Below are 16,560 nucleotides of genomic sequence, written 5' to 3'. Positions count from 1 at the left end.
GGTGTCGCGTATCGCGGTGCTTTCTGGCAGAATCTGCCTGATTCGCAAACGTGACATGAAATGCGGTGATTTTGGGTCGGCGGCGGATGCAAGCCCCAAGCCAGACCCAAGACAGGATGAAGATCTGAACGGCCCCATGGACGACAGCAACGACCTTTTTTCCGGACTGCCCCTCTCCGAAAAACGCGAGGAGGCGCAGAAGCCAGCCGCGCCGAGCGAACGTCCGTCGGCGGCCGCCCCCTTGACGGCCGTGCCCTCGACGCCGACGCGCCCGGCACCTGTCGCCTCGAACGCGGATGACTATGGCGCCTCGTCGATCCGGGTCCTGGAAGGCCTCGAGCCGGTGCGCATGCGTCCGGGCATGTATATCGGCGGCACCGACGAAAAGGCGCTGCATCACCTCTTTGCCGAAGTCATCGACAACGCGATGGACGAGGCGGTCGCCGGACACGCCAATTTCATCGAGGTCCATCTCGATCTGCAGGGCTATCTCACCGTCACCGATAACGGCCGCGGCATTCCGGTCGAGAACCATCCGCAAGTGCCGGGAAAGTCGACGCTTGAAGTCATCATGACCAAGCTACATGCCGGCGGTAAATTCGACGGCAAGGCCTACGAGACATCGGGCGGCCTGCACGGCGTCGGCGTTTCGGTGGTCAACGCGCTCTCCGACTTCCTCGAGGTCGAGGTGGCGCGAAACCGCAAGCTTTACCGCCAGCGCTTTTCCCGCGGCCTGCCGCAGGGTGGGCTCGAAGAACTGGGCGACGTCCACAATCGACGCGGCACCCGCGTGCGCTTCCATCCCGACCCCCAGATCTTTGGGGACCACATGAAGTTCGAGGCCGCCCGCGTCTTTCGCATGGCGCGCTCCAAGGCCTACCTCTTCGGCGGCGTCGAGATCCGCTGGAGCTGCGAGCCCGGCGTACTGCCGGAAGGGTCGGAGGTGCCCGACAAGGCCACCTTCCATTTCCCCGGCGGCCTCAAGGACTATCTCCAGGCGACGATGGGCAAGGAATTCACCGTCACCCGCGAAATCTTCGCCGGCAAGACGGAGAAGGCCAGCGGCCACGGTTCGATGGAATGGGCGATCACCTGGTATGGCGGCGACCCGCAGGTCCATTCCTATTGCAACACCATCCCGACGCCTGAAGGCGGCACACATGAGGCCGGCCTGCGCATCGCGCTGACCAAGGGCCTGAAGGCCTATGCCGAACTGACCCAGAACAAGCGCGCCGCCCAGATCACCACCGACGACGTGATGATCTCGGCGGTCGGCATGCTGTCGGTCTTCATCCGCGAGCCGGAATTCGTCGGCCAGACCAAGGACAAGCTTGCGACGGTCGAGGCCCAGCGCATCGTCGAGAATGCGCTGCGCGACCCCTTCGACCACTATCTGGCCGACAACCCGAACGAAGCGGCCAAGCTGCTCGACTGGGTGATTGAGCGCGCCGAGGAGCGGCTGCGCCGCCGCAAGGAAAAGGAAGTCAACCGCAAGACGGCGGTGCGCAAGCTGCGCCTGCCGGGCAAGCTTGCCGACTGCTCGCAGAACACCGCCGAAGGCGCCGAACTCTTCATCGTCGAGGGCGATTCGGCAGGTGGCTCAGCCAAGCAGGCGCGCAACCGCGCCAACCAGGCGATCCTTCCGCTCCGCGGTAAGATCTTGAACGTCGCCAGCGCCGGCCGCGAAAAATTCGGCGCCAACCAGCAGCTTGCCGACCTTATCCAGGCGCTCGGCTGCGGCACGCGCTCGAAATACCGTCAGGAAGATCTGCGCTACGAGCGCATCATCGTCATGACCGATGCCGACGTCGACGGCGCCCACATCGCTTCGCTGCTCATCACTTTCTTCTATCAGGAGATGCCGGAGCTGGTGCGCGGCGGTCACCTCTTCCTCGCCGTGCCGCCGCTCTACAAGATCACCCAAGGGGCGAAATCCGCCTACGCCCGCGACGACAATCATCGCGCCGAACTGATGCAGACGGAATTCAAGGGCAAGGCCAAGGTGGAGATCAGCCGCTTCAAAGGTCTCGGCGAAATGATGCCCGCCCAGCTCAAGGAAACCACCATGGATCCGGCCAAGCGCACCCTGCTCCGGGTGCTGATCGACGAGGTGGATTTCGAAGGCACCCGCAGCGCCGTCGACGATCTGATGGGCACTAAGCCCGAAGCCCGCTTCCGCTTCATCCAGGAGCGTGCAGCCTTCGCCGAAAACCTTGATATTTAAACACCTCTCAGGCGCGCCGAACGATCTGACAGATACGCCCGGCGCGTCGCATTTTAGCATCTGCGATTTCACGGAACTGACGAAGAACCGGAACAACTCCGTCAAATAACGGGCGCATGAAGCGGACGGCGCGCGACCGCCCCAGGGAATGGCGCCATCCGCTCACTCGCCAAGAACGACCTGCCAGTCTTCCTGCCTGCAAGAGCCAGGTACTCGACCTCAGAGCAATTGGCCTCGTTCCCGACAATATCGAGGCGATGTCGCTCGGCAAGGCCGAGGACGGTACCGGCGTCCTCATCCTCGGCTCCGACAATAATTTCTCGACCACTCAGAAGACGCAATTCTACGCCTTCAAGGTTCTCAGCCGCCCGCGGCAGTAAGATGCCGTGTCTGACGGCCGAACAATGATGCTTTATATCAGCTTTCACGGCGCGGACCTTGAAACCGCCGGGTTCATGGCCCATAACCAGAGTACAAGAATAAGAAGAGGCGCGGGTGGGTGTGTTCGACCGTCAGAAAAGCAATCAAGAGCCGCGATGGCTGGGGCCGTCGGCGCCGACGCGCACACCGCTGATCCCCTCCATTTCGGCGGCGCGATGGCTGCTGGTGCTGGTCGTCGCCGCCGGAGTCTACTTCTTCTACGGTTTCCTCGTGCCGGTGCTTGCGGCCCTGGTCATCGGCTTTGCCAGCTGGCCGCTCTATCGCAAGCTGCTTTCCCGCGTCGGGGGCAATACGACGATCGCCGCGACCATCGCCATCGTTATGATCGTTACCTTCCTGGTCATTCCGATCGGGCTCGCGGTCACCTATACGACGGGCGAGGTGCGAAACTGGGTCACGTGGGCGATACACGCCAACCGCACTGGCGCCGCGACGCCAGACTGGATCGTCGCGCTGCCCTGGGCAGGAGCCTATCTGGATGACGTCTGGACAAAATATATCGGCAGTCCCGGCGCCTTGGGGGAACTCATTCAAGCGGTTAGCGGCGCCAATATCGGCAACATCTATCGCGCCCTACTGGCAGCCGGCGGTGGAGCCTTCCACCTTCTGCTGACGCTGCTCTTCATGCTGATCGCGCTGTTCTTCGTCTACCGCGACGGCTTCTCCTTCTCCAAGCAGATCGACATGCTGGGCGAACGCATCCTGCCGAACCGCTGGGAGCGCATTTCCCGCGTCGTCCCGGCAACGATCAGTTCCACCGTCATGGGCATGACGCTGATTGCGATCGGCGAAGGCATCGTGCTCGGCGTGGCATATTGGATCGCCGGTGTGCCGTCGCCGGTAACGCTTGGCGTACTGACGGGCGTGATGGCGCTGATACCGGGCGGCGCGCCGCTCTCCTTCACGCTGGTTTCGGTCTATCTCCTGGCAAGCGGCTCGCATGCCGCGGGCATCGCCCTCTTCGTCTGGGGCACTGTCGAACTCTTCATCGTCGACAAGACCCTGCGGCCGAAGCTCGTCGGTGGCCCGATCAAGCTGCCCTTTCTGCCGACCTTTTTCGGCCTTATCGGCGGGGTCAAGACAATGGGCTTTCTCGGCCTCTTCATCGGCCCGGTGCTGATGGCGCTGATCGTCGCAATCTGGCGCGAATGGATTCATGAGGCCCGCAATGCCGAGAGCGGCGAGAAGCTCCCGCAGATCGTCATCGACGAACAGGCCCCGCCATCCAAGCCGATCCCCCGCGTTGCGGAAGGCTGACCTGCCTTCGCAAACTGCTATCCCAGCCGCTTTTCCATGAACAGGCTGAGCGGATCCGGCAGATAGGTGCCGAAAGCCTCGATCTCCCGATATCCGTATTTGCGGTAGAGGGCGATCGCCTCCGGCTGGTAGATGCCGGTCTCGAGCCGGATCGCCGTCAGCCGCTTTTCCCTCGCGTTCGCCTCCAGCGCATTCATCAACCGGCTCGCGATCCTCAAGCCCCTCGCCTCCGGGTCAACGAACATGCGCTTGATCTCCGCCGTGCCGTCGCCGGCCTCGACCAGCGCGCAGCATCCGACGATCGCCCCCTCATTGCGGGCGACGAAGAAGCTTACCGAAGGTTTCTCCAGCGAGGAGAGATCGACCATGTGGTTGCTCTCCGCGGGATAAAGTGACGCTGCATAGGCGTCGGAAAGATCGAGCAGGCGAATGACGCCGTCCTGGCGCGGCGGCTCCTGGGCGATGGTGACGGACATGATGGTTTCCAATGTTTGCGGGAGATGCAAATTTCTGCTGACATGACGAAGAGTTAATGCCTCCGCCTTCTTTCGGTTGGAATTGCACCGTCTAAGGCGCTTTCAGGTTCAATAGCCAAGGAGGCAGAATATGCAAGCGGTGCTCATCGCAATGACTATTCTCGGTTGCGACGATTCCGTCAGCCAATGCAACTATGTCGCGACGGTCGACAAGCGTTGGGAAACCGTTGCCGCTTGCGATGCCGAAGCCGAACGCCGGCTCAAGGCCTATGCCAATGTCAGCTATCCCTCGGTGATCGCCGTGTGCGAGGCGCCGAAAGCGCTTGCCGCCGCCGAACCGCCGAAACCGGCGCCCTGGCCTACCACCGCAGCCAACACCGCTCCTGTGGCACCCGAAGAACCAACAGGCCTCGCCGGCTTTGCTGAAAACATCGCTGGCCAGGTCCGCGCACATCTGCCATCCGGTCGGGACGTCAAGGAGACGCTTTCCAAACCCGTGCATTTCGTATCCGCAAGCTATTCCTGGGTGGTGACCCGGCTGAACGACTAGGCCGCCGCAAGCGCCGCATAGAGACGGGCCGATTGGCGCTGCTCGGCGACATGAAGCTTTTCCACCATGTCGAGCAGTTCCCCGGCCGCGCCGTGTGCGCCATGGTGATGGCGGAATTTTTCCAGAAGACGGCCGCCGACAGTGCCCAGCACGCTGCCCGGCGCCTTTCGAACGGCCTCGCGCCACAGAAGCGTCGCCTCGACGAAGATCACGCTGATATCCCGCGGCAGGCCGGCGGATTCATAGAGGGCGCGCACGGCATGCATGCGCCCGGTTGCCAGGATCGAGCGCACCCTGCGCTCGCTGCACGCTGTCAGATCGACGATTGCAGCTGCGAAGAAGTCCAGCTTGCCGGCGCAGAGCGCATGCATCAGCAGGGAGGGCGTCAGCCGGCCGTTGAGGCGCAGATGCTCGACGAGATCCGGTATCTCTCGCGGCGCGATCTCCCCGGCGATCGAAACGATGGCTGCCTCGGTCGCCTCGCGACTGATGCGCTGGAGCCGCTGCAGGCCGATCGCCGCCTGCGCCAGCGGCAGGCCGAGCAGCGCATTGCTGACATGCTGGGTGAGCAACTGGCGGGCATCGGCCGGAAGATCGCTGCGGTCGAGCAGCAGGTTGCGAATATCGCAGCAATCGCCAAGCCGCTCAGCGATGCGTTTCAACGACTGGCTGGAGATGGCCGCGCCGTCGTTTTCGAGCAGGCAGAGCACTTCGTCTTCATCGCCGACCTCCGCGAGTGCAGCCGAGACCGGACGGGTGACATGGCCTCTGGCCGCGATCAGCATGCGGGTGGCACCGTTGCCGCGTGCGGCGAGGTCGACAAGATCGGCGTCGCTGAGAAGCGGCGAACAGGTGACGGCGTGGCAGGCAACCTCGGGCTGGTCCGCGGCAAGCGAAAGGATCAGGCTGCGCGGCGCGTCGGGCGACCAGGCGACCGCCTCGGCCAGCGCCAGCCGCACACGCGGCGACGGGTCATCGAGAAGAAAGGTCATCGCCATCTCGGCTGCCGCCCGCTCCTCGCCGCTCATCTCGGATTGCAGATAGGCTCGACCGAGTGCGTTCGCGGCCCTGGCCCGATCACCGGTCTTGGCCGTTTCGATCCAACGAAGGAAAGCTTCTACGATCACGCGACGCCCCAGCACTTGAACGCGATTCCTTCGCGTTTCATTCAATGCTGTGACCGTAGCGACAAAAGGTTTAAGATTGGTTCACCATATTTCTTAAGCCTTTGCATGCCTTGCGCTCAGGCTTCCGCCTTTGGTATCTGCGGCCGAAACATCTCGAAAACATCGCTGCCTTCGCTGTAATCCATGTAGCCCATGCGAGCCACAGGTCGGGCGATCGACATGTCCAAGCGGCCGTCCCTGACGATCGCCTCGTCGATATGGATGCCGACCACCTCGCCGAAGACGAGAACGTTTTCGGACGGCGCGCCCGATAACGTCTTCGGCTCGATGATTTCGGTGACCCTGCATTCGAGCACGGCGTAAGCCTCGCCGACATAGGGGGCGTCGATCAGTTCGGACTGTTTCGGCGTCAGCCCGGCGAAATCGAATTCGCTGTTGCCGTAAGGCAGCGCCGCCGAGGAGAGGTTCATCTTTTCGGCGAGATCGCGGCTGACGAAATTGCAGGTGAAGGCGCCGGTTTCCGCCGCATTGCGCTGGCTGTCCTTGCGTCCGGCGGAAGAAAACATCACCAGCTTCGGCCGGTCGGCGACGGCGTTGAAGAAGGAATAGGGCGCAAGATTGATCGAACCGTCCCTGCCCTTGCTGCCGATCCAACCGATCGGCCGCGGCGATACAATCGCCTTGAAGGGATCATGCGCGAGGCCGTGCCGGTTGCCGTCGGTGGTGTAGAACATCAATCCTCTCCGCCGACCCAGGTGACGGTGTCGGCAAGCTCCGGCCGCGGCCGCTCGATCGCCGGGAATGTCGTCGACCCGATATGGATGAAACCCGCCACCTTTTCGCCGGGCTCGACGCCGAGCAGCGGATAGGCGCGCTCGTCATAGGCGAACCATTCCGTCAGCCAGTTGGCGACATAGCCGCTGGCATTGGCGGCGAGAATGACATTGAAGCAAAGCGCGCCCGCCGACATCAGCTGCTCCCATTCCGGGATCTTGATATGCGGCCCCGCCTTGCTGACGACGGCGACAACGACCGGTGCGCGGGTGAAGCGGGTGCGCTCGACCTGGATCATCTCTTCGGAAAGCTCCGGCTTTGCCTCGATCGCCAGTTTGAGAAGCTCCTCGCCGAGGCGCGCACGCTCATCTCCGCGATAGACGATGAAGCGCCAGGGAGCGATCTTGCCGTGATCGGGAACACGCGAAGCAAGCCGCAGGATCTCCTCGATCTCGGCCTTTTCGGGGCCGGGTTCGCACATCTGGAAAGCGGGGATGGAACGGCGCACGGCGAGGTAATCGATCAGCTTGATATCGGATTTCATGCGGGAGAAACTTTCATTTTTATGCTGCTGCAAAGCGTGGGTCTTGAATTTGCCATCGCGTTGGTCTTGAAGTGGCCTTTGCGATTTCAGAAGTCAATCGGTTCACGAAACAGATGTTTGGCATTTCGCCTCTTGCACGCATCGGCCTCGCCATCGCTCTGATGGTATTGATGCCCATCGGCGCCGGTGCGCAGGATGCCTTCAAGGATTTCAAACAGCTTGACTCGACATCGAAGATGCCGAAGCTCAACGCCTTCATCGCGCCCGGCACCGCGCCTGAGGGCGCCAAGCTGCGCGACGTCGCGATGGAAGCCAAGCTGACGGCCGACGGTACGCCTGTCGAGGATGGCCTTTCCTGGTATGTCTTCAGCCCGATCGCCGGAGCCGACGGCAAGCTGCCGCTGATCGCCAGCGCCAAGGGCGGACCCGCCGCCTTCCAGCTCGCTCCGGGCGATTATTTCGTCAATGTCTCCTTCGGCCGCGCCGGCGTCACCAAGAAGCTGACCGTGCCCGCTGACGGCGAGGTCGACAAGCAGGTGATGGTGCTCGATGCCGGCGGCCTGCTGCTCAACGCCGTCTCCGGCACCGATGCCCGCATCCGCCCCGACCAGTTGAGTTTCTCGATCTATTCCTCGGAAGTTCGCGACGATGGCGAGCGCGGTCTCGTCGTGGCCGATGTCTCGCCGAACACTGTCGTGCGCCTCAATGCCGGCACCTATCACATCGTTTCCGAATATGGCAGCGTCAACGCCGTCATCCGCGCGGACATACAGGTCGAGGCCGGCAAGCTCACAGAGGCAACAATCCAGCACCGCGCCGCCCAGATGACCTTCAAGCTGGTCTCCGAAGCCGGCGGCGAGGCGATCGCCGACACGGCCTGGTCGATCCTGACGGCAGCCGGCGACAGTGTCGGTGAAAGCGTCAGCGCCTTCCCGACCATGGTCCTTGCCGAAGGCGAATACTCGGCCGTCGCCCGCAACAAGGACAAGATCTATCAGCGCGATTTTACCGTGGTTGCCGGCCGGAACACCGACGTCGAAGTTCTGATGAAGGACCAGCAGCCGCAGCAGCCCGAGAGCCCGGCGGCCCGCACGGTGCAGCAGGCGCCGGCCGGCACCCCGCCGCCCCCGGGTGTCCAGCCGGCTCCGGAGGAGCCTTTGCCCTCCTACGAACAGCTCGTGCCGCAGGGCGGCGGCGACGGCGCCAGCCTGGATTGATTCTGCCGGGCACGCTTCTCCGGCGTACCAGCGATCAAGCCGATCGGCCGGTGTTCTGCAGCGCCGCGCGTCTGATTAGACGCGCAAACGACGCTATCATTTTGGATCTACGCATCGGCCGATGCCGCTAGACTAAGCGCGGATTTCATTCATTGGCAGGAAGATTTGGAAGTGGAGACGGGAGGCGCACGAGTGGCTGCCCCTCGCGAAAGACATTTCCGACAGCGCCGAAGTCGGCGCTGTCGTATTCCCCTATTTTCAGGCCGCCTTGGCTTTCTTTGCCTCGGCCTTGCGGCGGACGTCGGGCGGCGTCGCCTCGAGCGTGAGACTCTCGACGGCGGCGTCAAGCTCCACCGAAACCTGGTCCTGACTGCCGAGGCGGCGGATGTTGACCGTGCGCTCCTCGGCTTCCTTCCTGCCGCAGACGATGATGACAGGAACCTTGGTGACGGAATGCTCGCGGATCTTGTAGTTGATCTTCTCGTTGCGGAAGTCGGTTTCGACGTTGAGGCCGGCGTCGCGCAGCGCCTCGGCCACTTCAAGCCCATAGGCGTCAGCTTCGGAAGTGATCGTTGCGACCACCACCTGCAGCGGCGATACCCAGAGCGGCATGTGACCGGCGAAGTTCTCGATCAGGATGCCGAGGAAGCGCTCCATCGAGCCGCAGATGGCGCGATGGATCATCACCGGCTGCGTCTTCTCGGAATTGCTGTCGATGTAGAAGGCGCCGAAGCGTTCCGGCAGGTTGAAGTCCACCTGCGTCGTGCCGCACTGCCATTCGCGACCGATCGCGTCCTTCAGCGTATATTCGAACTTCGGACCGTAGAAGGCACCCTCGCCCGGCAGGATGCCGGTCTTGATGCGGCCTTCGGACTGCGCCTCGATCGTCTTCAGCACATCGGTCATGACGGCTTCGGCTCGATCCCAGAGAGCGTCGGAACCGACGCGCTTTTCCGGACGGGTGGAAAGCTTGACGACGATTTCCTTGAAGCCGAAGTCTTCATAGACCGAGAGGATCAGGTCGTTGATCTTCAGGCATTCGGCCGCCATCTGCTCGTCCGTGCAGAAGATGTGCGCGTCGTCCTGGGTGAAGCCGCGCACGCGCATCAAGCCATGCAGAGCGCCCGAAGGCTCGTAACGATGCACCAGCCCGAATTCCGCCAGACGGATCGGCAGCTCGCGATAGGACTTCAGGCCATGCTTGAAGATCTGCACATGCCCGGGGCAGTTCATCGGCTTCAGCGCGAAGACGCGGTTGTCCGCTTCCTTGTCGTCGGGATGCGTCATCGCATGCGCCGATTTTACGCCGAACATGTTTTCCTGATACCAGCCCCAGTGACCGGAGGTTTCCCAGAGCGAGGTGTCGAGCACCTGCGGTGCGTTGACTTCTTCATAATCGATGGCAAGCCGGCGGCGCATATAGGCGACGAGCGTCTGGAAGATGCGCCAGCCCTTGCCGTGCCAGAAGACAACGCCCGGACCTTCCTCCTGGAAATGGAACAGGTCCATTTCGCGGCCGAGCTTGCGGTGGTCGCGCTTTTCCGCTTCCGCCAGCATATGCAAATAGTTGTCGAGATCGGCCTGGTCTGCCCATGCCGTGCCGTAGATGCGTGACAGCATGGCGTTGTTGCTGTCGCCGCGCCAGTAGGCGCCGGCGACCTTCATCAGCTTGAAGGCAGTGCCGACCTGGCCGGTGGAGGCCATATGCGGGCCGCGGCAAAGGTCGAACCATTCGCCCTGATGATAGATCTTCAGATCCTGGCCTTCCGGGATCGCATCGACGAGTTCGACCTTGTACTGTTCGCCCTTGGCGGCAAAGACTTCCTTGGCCTTTTCGCGCGACCAGATCTGCTTTGTGAACGGCGCGTTGCGGGCGATGATTTCCTTCATCTTCTTTTCGATCTTCGGCAGATCGTCGGGCGTGAAAGGCTCGTTCTTGGCGAAATCGTAATAGAAGCCGTTCTCGATGACGGGACCGATCGTCACCTGAGTGCCGGGCCAAAGCTCCTGCACCGCTTCGGCCATCACATGCGCAGCGTCATGGCGGATGAGCTCCAGCGCGCGCGGGTCCTTGCGGGTAATGATCTCGATCTTGCCGTCGGTGACGGCATCGGAAAGGTCGCGCACGCCGCCGTCGATCGCAATCGCGACGGCGCTCTTGGCGAGCGACTTGGAAATGGATTCGGCGACATCCCGGCCGGTCGCGCCAGCAGGGAAGCTGCGCACGGAACCATCGGGAAATGTCAGGGAAACGGATTGGGACATCAAAATTCTCCTTGTCCAGTCCCGCCAACGAATGCGGGTGGTTGCAACGACAGCGCCTCCCTTTGTTGGATGCGCTGCCGCCTGATACTCAGATTTCACCTGGGAGTAAAGAAGCAGCCGGCTCACATGATCATTTGCGCAAGACCGCAAACGGTGTTCCAGTTGCGCATCGTTCCGACGCCGAGCCGCTGGGTCGTCAGCGCCGAAAGCAGTTTCGATTGACTCGGTTTGCCGGCGAAATCGATCCAGAGGTCGCCGCCGACGATGGCAATGCGTTGCCCTTCCGTCATCAGCGGTTTCAGCGCCTCCACCTTCTCAGGATCGATCGGCAGGCGCATCACCCGGACGATCACCTGGTCTCCGCTGCCGTCCCGGAAGGGATTGGTGCCGCAGAGCGCCATCCAGGTGCAGTCGCTGCGCACGATGATATCGACATGTTTGCCGAACTTCTCTTCGAAACCCTCTTCCAGCGCGACCTCGAGTTCATGCGGACGTATTTGGTCGGCCTCGAAAACGAGATTGCCCGTTGAAACCAGTGTGCGCGGCTCGCGATAGCCGAGCTCTCTGGCAAGCGCGCGCAGGTCTTCCATGATCACCCGGCGGTCGGGCGAGAGCACGATGCTATGCAGGAGGGCGACAAACATGCTCATAGCAACTCGCTCTCCTCCTCGCGATCGTCGTCACCGAACAGTGACCGCGCCTCACGCGTCCTCGCTGCCCTGACCTCCGAAACACAATGATGTTCGCCGGGCATCGTCACCGCGGTCACCCTCTTTTGCGTCCAAGCGAGAGATACCGCCACGGTGTCCACCAGCGAAAATCGTTGCCAAGTGTCTCGGGCACCTGGTCGAGGCCGCTGGTGCCGCCCGGACCGCAGCGGCCGACGCGAAACAGCGTCATCCAGCCGCCGGCCCAGAGACCGTGGCGGGCGATCGCCTCGTAACCATATTCGGAGCAGGTCGGGATATGGCGGCAGGAATTGCCGACAAAGCCGGAAAGCGTCAGCTGATAGAGGCGTATAATCCCCATGCCGAGCAGGCGGTCCGGGGTCTTGTGGAACGGTCCGGTGTAATTGCGCGAGTAGCGCGCAGTCCTTGCGTGCGGCTGTCTCGATGCGGCCGCGCCGCCATCGTCCTCATCGTCAGCCTGCCGGACGCAGAACTCGCACATCTCGGTTACGCCTCGACAACTTCCGCCCGTTTCGCCTCGATCTGCCCGATCGCATCGACGACCGCATCGAAGGTCAGCATCGTCGAAGCATGGCGGGCCTTGTAGTCCCGCACGGGCAGGAGATAACGCATGTCTTCGAACCGTCCGCCGGGGCCTGCCCCATCCGCCTTCAACATGGCAAGCATGTCCAGGCGCGCCTGCCGCAATTCGCCCGATGTCGCGCCGACGACATGGCGCGCCATGATCGAGGACGAGGCCTGGCCGAGCGCGCAGGCCTTCACGTCATGGGAAAAACCCGTTACGACATCGCCATCCATCTTCAGCCAGATCCGTACCTTGGAGCCGCAAAGCCTGGAGTGCGCCTGGGCGGTCGCATCGGCATCATCGAGCGTCCCGGTCAACGGAATGTTGCCGGCGAATTCGAGGATTTTGCTGTTGTAGATGTCGTCCATGCTGGATTTCCGCTCCAAAATCGCTGCGGATCGGCCTAAATCGGGCTGTCATTGTCGTTGAAACAAAAAACACACCGTGTCATCTGATGATACTTACATATAATGGCCGTCTTCCTATATGTATGTCGTTCCAAGGCCATGAAAATGCAATGGCCTTGTGTAAGTTTGATTGGGAAACCGTGCCGGATGGGCGCTTGAATTAGCCCTGAAAGCCCCGGAGCCTGCCAAAGGTGCATGAATTCCCGCATGGGACTGACCAGTGGCGATTCCGACAGATGGGTCCGCGATGCGGGCCAGGAGACCATTGATCATGGACGCCATCGTAAAGAACTTTCCGCAGCCGAACCGTGACTCGGACCGCCCCTCCCAGCAGGAGGCCGAGGAAGCCGTGCGCGTTCTGCTGCGCTGGGCCGGTGACGATCCGACGCGCGAAGGCCTCATCGAGACGCCCGCCCGTGTCGCCAAGGCCTATCGCGAGCTGTTCGCCGGTTACGACATGGCGCCTGAGGACGTGCTCGGCCGGACCTTCGAAGAGGTCGCAGGCTACGACGACATGGTCCTCGTCAAGGACATTCCCTTCTATTCGCATTGCGAACACCACATGGTGCCGATCATTGGCAAGGCCCATGTCGCCTATATGCCTGATGGCCGCGTGCTCGGGCTGTCGAAGATTGCCCGAGTCGTGGAAATCTATGGCCGGCGCCTGCAGACCCAGGAAACCATGACGGCCCAGATTGCGCGGGCCATCGACGATACGCTCAATCCGCGCGGTGTTGCCGTACTGATCGAGGCCGAACATATGTGCATGGCGATGCGTGGCGTTCAGAAGCAGGGTTCGACCACCTTGACCACGACGTTTACCGGAACGTTCAAGACCGAACCGGCCGATCAGGCCCGTTTCATGAGCATGGTGCGGAGCCGCTGATACCGGCTCCCTCAGGAGGGCCGCAATGAGTCAACTGATCTTCAATCAACCATCCGAAGACAAGTCGGCGTTGGAAGACGCCGGCGATTTCACGCCGCGTTTCGACGACCGCGGCCTGATCACTGCGATCGTCACCGACGCCGGCGATGGCGAACTGCTGATGGTGGCGCATATGAATGCCCAGGCCCTGGCGCTGACCATCCAGACGGGCACGGCCCATTATTTCAGCCGGTCGCGTGGCAAGATCTGGAAAAAGGGCGAGACCTCGGGCAATCTTCAGACGGTGAAGGAAATTCGCACCGATTGCGATCAGGACGCCATCTGGCTGAAGGTCGAGGTCGCCGGCCATGACGCCACCTGTCACACCGGCCGCCGTTCCTGCTTCTATCGGACGGTGACGCTGCGCCAGGGAAAACCGATGCTCGACATCGTCGACGACGAGCGTCATTTCGATCCGCAGGACGTCTACGGAAAATAGACTGACCGTCCCGGGCATTTGCCCCTTATTGCGCCAGAAACCGGTTCTATATACCATTTGGCAACCGATCGGGCACACTATCGTGACATACGTGTTCTGCTGGAGGGGAGAGCGCAATGCTGAACTGGAGTCTGCACCGTCAAAGCGCTGAAGGCGAAGGTTCCGGTTCCGGCATATCGACGATACTCGAGACAATCCCTGCGCCCGCGCCTGTCAACAGAATCAAGATCGCGCTCGCGCTTGGCGGCGGCGCAGCCCGCGGCTGGGCCCATATCGGCGTCTTGCGCGCTCTGGACGAGGCCGGGATCGAGATCGGCATGATCGCCGGCACATCGATCGGCGCGCTGGTCGGCGGCTGCTATCTCGCCGGCAAACTCGATGAACTCGAAAGCTTCGCACGCTCGCTGACCATGCGCCGCATCGCCAGTCTGCTCGATCTGACGATCGGCGGCAGCGGATTGTTCGGCGGCATGCGGCTGACCAAGCGCATGCAGGAGCATCTCGAGGGCCTGAACGTCGAGGATCTGGACCGGCCGTTCGTCGCGGTCGCGGCCGAGGTCAATACCGGCCACGAGGTCTGGATCGCCAATGGTTCGCTGATCACGGCGCTGCGCGCCTCTTATGCCCTGCCGGGCATCTTCGAGCCGGTCCGCAGCAATCATCGCACCCTGGTCGACGGCGCGCTGGTCAACCCGGTTCCCGTCTCCGTCTGCCGTGCCTATGAGCAGCCGCTGGTCGTCGCCGTCAATCTCAATTACGATCTCTACGGCCGCTCGGCCGTGGTCCGGCACAATGCCAGCCTCTCGCAGCAGGAATTGCAGAAACAGGAAGAGGCGCCCTATGCCCGCCTCGGCATGACCGGTGTCATGGTGCAGGCTTTCAACATCATCCAGGACAGGATTGCCCGCGCCCGCCTGGCCGGCGATCCGCCCGACATTTCGCTGCAGCCGCGCCTGAGCTATATCGGCCTCTCGGAATTTCACCGCGCCGGTGAGGCGATCGAACGCGGTTACGAGGAAGCGAGAGCCAGGCTTCCCGAGATCAAGCGCATGCAGGAAGTCTACGCCAGTCCTCCGTGAAGCGTCGCCCCGATAGGAGCGACAGCACGTTTAAACGCACAGCCGGACCCTCAGCCGGCAATATAGGCCTTGATGTCCTCGGCCTCGCGCTCGACTTCGGCGATCCGAGACTTCACCACGTCGCCGATCGAGATGATGCCGGCAAGCTTGCCGTTGCTTTCTACCGGAACGTGGCGAAAGCGGCGGCTGGTCATCAGTTCCATCAGTTCGTTGACGGTCGTCTCCTCGTGGCAACGGTAGACCTTTGAAGTCATCACCTGCGAGAGCGGCTGATCGAGGCTCTCCTTGCCGTGCTTGGCGATGGCATGCACGAGATCGCGCTCGGTGAACATGCCGGAAATCCGGTTTTCCATGCCGACGACCACGATGGCGCCGATCTTCTTCTTGCTCAGAATGGCGGCCGCCTCAGCGACGGTGGTGTTCGGCCCGGCGGTGATGACGTCCCTGCCCTTCAGGTCGAGGATTGCTTTGACTGAACTGGTCATTCGAACCTCCTATGTCGAGCCCGTGACATCTGTCACAGGCGTCCGCGGCGGTTTCTCCCCCGATCGCGGATCGTTCGATGGTGCACCGCCCCGCTCAGGATTGCAACATATCCTTCGCCGCTCCCGTCGGTTCTGCAGGCGGCCGTGGCGCCCGGTCGAACAGCGAAAACAAAAGGAAGCCGAAGACGAAGCCGCCGATATGCGCGTCCCAGGCGATCTCCTGGTCGCTGTCGCCGACGAGCGGAATGCCGACGGCGATGAGCGCGTTGCCGACCAGCCAGAGAAGCATGAAGATGACGACGGTCCGGCTCTTCAGGGCGTCGATGATGGAAAGCCGGGCATTGAGATGCGCCACCGGCATCGGTCGCCGATCGGCCGGAAAGGCGAATCGGCAGGCGGCGCCCATCAGCCCGGAAATGACGCCCGACGCGCCGATCAGCAGCGATACGTCTCCCCAGTTGAGGATCGCGTGCAGGGCGGCGGAAGCGACGGCGGACAAGATCCAGAAGAACAGGAACCGCAACGTCCCGATGCGGCGCACGACCGGCGCGCCGAAGGCCATCAGCCAGAAGGCGTTGAAGACGATATGCTGGGTGCTGCCGTGCAGTAGCGAATAGGTAACGGGCGTCCAGAACAGCTCCAGCCCCTGCTGCGACAACGGAATCACGTAACGAGCGGGGACAAAACCAAAGGTAAACAGCAGCCAGCTCACCGCATCGTCCGAGAGAACGAGCGCCTGCACCGCATAGATGAGGATGAGCAGGCAAAGGCTGAAGAGCAGCGCCGGCGGAAGGTTGAAGATCGGCACGCGCGGGGGCCGTGCCGGCGGCTGGACCTCGGAAGGTTCGGGCGCCTTGTCTGGCTCGCCCGTCTGCTCGTTCATATTTATCGCCTCGTTGAGGCCTCAGCCATACAGGAGCGCCTGTCAAAAAAAAAGCCGCCCGTAGTGCCGGGCGGCGTAACCCGAATTCCTGGAAAGACCCAGGATCGGCAGATCGTGCTGAACTCCGAAAGTCGAAGCGATGGCTGGACATTGTCACGAGAGACGGCACGCCTCAACCGAAACCCTTTCTTAACCTTAACGGCCTGGATCTGG

Annotated in this window: 17 protein-coding genes and 1 pseudogene; 8 read left to right on the top strand and 10 right to left on the bottom strand. The window is 62.2% G+C overall.

Annotated elements, in window-relative coordinates:
- Positions 1-136: 136 nt before the first annotated feature.
- The 3 genes and pseudogenes from parE to B5E41_RS12025 all read left to right on the top strand — a co-directional run bounded on the left by parE (position 137) and on the right by B5E41_RS12025 (position 3,922).
- The gene (parE, locus tag B5E41_RS12035) at positions 137-2,224 is read left to right on the top strand and encodes a DNA topoisomerase IV subunit B (RefSeq protein ID WP_088394318.1); all 2,088 of its coding nucleotides are present in this window, start codon (positions 137-139) and stop codon (positions 2,222-2,224) included.
- Positions 2,225-2,377: 153 nt separating this feature from the next.
- Positions 2,378-2,604 (top strand): annotated as a pseudogene (locus B5E41_RS12030) (esterase-like activity of phytase family protein); the annotation flags it as partial.
- A 115-nt stretch (positions 2,605-2,719) separates the two neighbouring features.
- Positions 2,720-3,922, top strand: coding sequence for an AI-2E family transporter (locus tag B5E41_RS12025; protein ID WP_088393858.1), 1,203 nt, complete (start codon positions 2,720-2,722; stop codon positions 3,920-3,922).
- A 17-nt stretch (positions 3,923-3,939) separates the two neighbouring features.
- Here B5E41_RS12025 and B5E41_RS12020 read toward each other — a convergent pair whose 3' ends face one another.
- Positions 3,940-4,398, bottom strand: a complete 459-nt coding sequence (locus B5E41_RS12020) for a GNAT family N-acetyltransferase (protein WP_088393856.1) — start codon at positions 4,396-4,398, stop codon at positions 3,940-3,942.
- A gap of 130 nt (positions 4,399-4,528) precedes the next feature.
- Between B5E41_RS12020 and B5E41_RS12015 the strand changes: the two genes are divergently transcribed.
- Complete coding sequence (locus tag B5E41_RS12015) at positions 4,529-4,948, top strand: hypothetical protein (RefSeq protein WP_088393854.1); 420 nt, start codon at positions 4,529-4,531, stop codon at positions 4,946-4,948.
- Here B5E41_RS12015 and B5E41_RS12010 read toward each other — a convergent pair.
- From B5E41_RS12010 to B5E41_RS12000, 3 genes are all read right to left on the bottom strand, one after another.
- Positions 4,945-6,090, bottom strand: coding sequence for a DUF2336 domain-containing protein (locus tag B5E41_RS12010; protein ID WP_088393852.1), 1,146 nt, complete (start codon positions 6,088-6,090; stop codon positions 4,945-4,947). The two genes, B5E41_RS12015 and B5E41_RS12010, sit on opposite strands and share 4 nt — an antisense overlap.
- 101 nt (positions 6,091-6,191) lie before the next feature.
- Positions 6,192-6,809: a flavin reductase family protein gene (locus B5E41_RS12005; protein WP_064802717.1), complete on the bottom strand. Its 618-nt coding sequence runs from the start codon at positions 6,807-6,809 to the stop codon at positions 6,192-6,194.
- The gene (locus B5E41_RS12000) at positions 6,809-7,393 is read right to left on the bottom strand and encodes a nitroreductase family protein (protein ID WP_088393850.1); all 585 of its coding nucleotides are present in this window, start codon (positions 7,391-7,393) and stop codon (positions 6,809-6,811) included. The genes B5E41_RS12005 and B5E41_RS12000 overlap by 1 nt, the downstream gene beginning before the upstream one ends.
- 113 nt (positions 7,394-7,506) lie before the next feature.
- Between B5E41_RS12000 and B5E41_RS11995 the strand changes: the two genes are divergently transcribed.
- Positions 7,507-8,610, top strand: a complete 1,104-nt coding sequence (locus tag B5E41_RS11995) for a hypothetical protein (RefSeq protein ID WP_088393848.1) — start codon at positions 7,507-7,509, stop codon at positions 8,608-8,610.
- Positions 8,611-8,868: 258 nt separating this feature from the next.
- On the opposite strand, the gene thrS is transcribed toward B5E41_RS11995, so the two are convergent.
- The 4 genes from thrS to B5E41_RS11975 form a co-directional block, all read right to left on the bottom strand.
- A complete protein-coding gene (thrS, locus tag B5E41_RS11990) occupies positions 8,869-10,875 on the bottom strand; it encodes a threonine--tRNA ligase (RefSeq protein WP_088393846.1) in 2,007 nt (668 codons plus the stop codon).
- Positions 10,876-10,997: 122 nt separating this feature from the next.
- Positions 10,998-11,525 (bottom strand): DUF1697 domain-containing protein, encoded by a 528-nt coding sequence (locus B5E41_RS11985; RefSeq protein ID WP_088393844.1) that lies wholly within the window; start codon positions 11,523-11,525, stop codon positions 10,998-11,000.
- A 115-nt stretch (positions 11,526-11,640) separates the two neighbouring features.
- The gene (gene yidD, locus B5E41_RS11980) at positions 11,641-12,045 is read right to left on the bottom strand and encodes a membrane protein insertion efficiency factor YidD (protein ID WP_088393842.1); all 405 of its coding nucleotides are present in this window, start codon (positions 12,043-12,045) and stop codon (positions 11,641-11,643) included.
- Positions 12,046-12,050: 5 nt separating this feature from the next.
- Positions 12,051-12,497: an iron-sulfur cluster assembly scaffold protein gene (locus B5E41_RS11975; RefSeq protein ID WP_088393840.1), complete on the bottom strand. Its 447-nt coding sequence runs from the start codon at positions 12,495-12,497 to the stop codon at positions 12,051-12,053.
- A gap of 310 nt (positions 12,498-12,807) precedes the next feature.
- On the opposite strand from B5E41_RS11975, the gene folE reads away from it, so the two are divergent.
- From folE to B5E41_RS11960, 3 genes are all read left to right on the top strand, one after another.
- A complete protein-coding gene (gene folE / locus B5E41_RS11970) occupies positions 12,808-13,422 on the top strand; it encodes a GTP cyclohydrolase I FolE (RefSeq protein ID WP_064802729.1) in 615 nt (204 codons plus the stop codon).
- A 25-nt stretch (positions 13,423-13,447) separates the two neighbouring features.
- Positions 13,448-13,900, top strand: a complete 453-nt coding sequence (hisI, locus tag B5E41_RS11965) for a phosphoribosyl-AMP cyclohydrolase (protein WP_064802731.1) — start codon at positions 13,448-13,450, stop codon at positions 13,898-13,900.
- A gap of 116 nt (positions 13,901-14,016) precedes the next feature.
- Positions 14,017-14,979: a patatin-like phospholipase family protein gene (locus B5E41_RS11960; RefSeq protein ID WP_088393838.1), complete on the top strand. Its 963-nt coding sequence runs from the start codon at positions 14,017-14,019 to the stop codon at positions 14,977-14,979.
- Positions 14,980-15,029: 50 nt separating this feature from the next.
- Here the strand turns inward: B5E41_RS11960 and B5E41_RS11955 are convergent, their stop codons facing one another.
- Positions 15,030-15,464 (bottom strand): CBS domain-containing protein, encoded by a 435-nt coding sequence (locus B5E41_RS11955; protein WP_088393836.1) that lies wholly within the window; start codon positions 15,462-15,464, stop codon positions 15,030-15,032.
- Positions 15,465-15,558: 94 nt separating this feature from the next.
- Positions 15,559-16,347: a rhomboid family intramembrane serine protease gene (locus tag B5E41_RS11950; protein WP_088393834.1), complete on the bottom strand. Its 789-nt coding sequence runs from the start codon at positions 16,345-16,347 to the stop codon at positions 15,559-15,561.
- Between the last annotated feature and the right edge of the window lie 213 nt (positions 16,348-16,560).

Origin of the sequence: Rhizobium esperanzae (genome assembly GCF_002204185.1) — a bacterium.
In the GTDB taxonomy this organism is placed as follows: Bacteria; Pseudomonadota; Alphaproteobacteria; order Rhizobiales; family Rhizobiaceae; genus Rhizobium; species Rhizobium esperanzae.
This window is presented reverse-complemented; position numbering and strand designations above follow the sequence as displayed.

Excerpts from the sequence above, each read along its gene's own strand:
- parE (WP_088394318.1), top strand. The coding sequence starts at position 137 with ATGGACGACAGCAACGACCTTTTTTCCGGACTGCCCCTCTCCGAAAAA.
- yidD (WP_088393842.1), bottom strand. The coding sequence starts at position 12,045 with ATGTGCGAGTTCTGCGTCCGGCAGGCTGACGATGAGGACGATGGCGGC.
- B5E41_RS11995 (WP_088393848.1), top strand. The coding sequence starts at position 7,507 with ATGTTTGGCATTTCGCCTCTTGCACGCATCGGCCTCGCCATCGCTCTG.
- B5E41_RS12005 (WP_064802717.1), bottom strand. The coding sequence starts at position 6,809 with ATGTTCTACACCACCGACGGCAACCGGCACGGCCTCGCGCATGATCCC.
- B5E41_RS11955 (WP_088393836.1), bottom strand. The coding sequence starts at position 15,464 with ATGACCAGTTCAGTCAAAGCAATCCTCGACCTGAAGGGCAGGGACGTC.
- hisI (WP_064802731.1), top strand. The coding sequence starts at position 13,448 with ATGAGTCAACTGATCTTCAATCAACCATCCGAAGACAAGTCGGCGTTG.
- thrS (WP_088393846.1), bottom strand. The coding sequence starts at position 10,875 with ATGTCCCAATCCGTTTCCCTGACATTTCCCGATGGTTCCGTGCGCAGC.
- B5E41_RS12000 (WP_088393850.1), bottom strand. The coding sequence starts at position 7,393 with ATGAAATCCGATATCAAGCTGATCGATTACCTCGCCGTGCGCCGTTCC.
- B5E41_RS11960 (WP_088393838.1), top strand. The coding sequence starts at position 14,017 with ATGCTGAACTGGAGTCTGCACCGTCAAAGCGCTGAAGGCGAAGGTTCC.
- B5E41_RS12020 (WP_088393856.1), bottom strand. The coding sequence starts at position 4,398 with ATGTCCGTCACCATCGCCCAGGAGCCGCCGCGCCAGGACGGCGTCATT.
- B5E41_RS11950 (WP_088393834.1), bottom strand. The coding sequence starts at position 16,347 with ATGAACGAGCAGACGGGCGAGCCAGACAAGGCGCCCGAACCTTCCGAG.
- folE (WP_064802729.1), top strand. The coding sequence starts at position 12,808 with ATGGACGCCATCGTAAAGAACTTTCCGCAGCCGAACCGTGACTCGGAC.
- B5E41_RS11975 (WP_088393840.1), bottom strand. The coding sequence starts at position 12,497 with ATGGACGACATCTACAACAGCAAAATCCTCGAATTCGCCGGCAACATT.
- B5E41_RS12015 (WP_088393854.1), top strand. The coding sequence starts at position 4,529 with ATGCAAGCGGTGCTCATCGCAATGACTATTCTCGGTTGCGACGATTCC.
- B5E41_RS11985 (WP_088393844.1), bottom strand. The coding sequence starts at position 11,525 with ATGAGCATGTTTGTCGCCCTCCTGCATAGCATCGTGCTCTCGCCCGAC.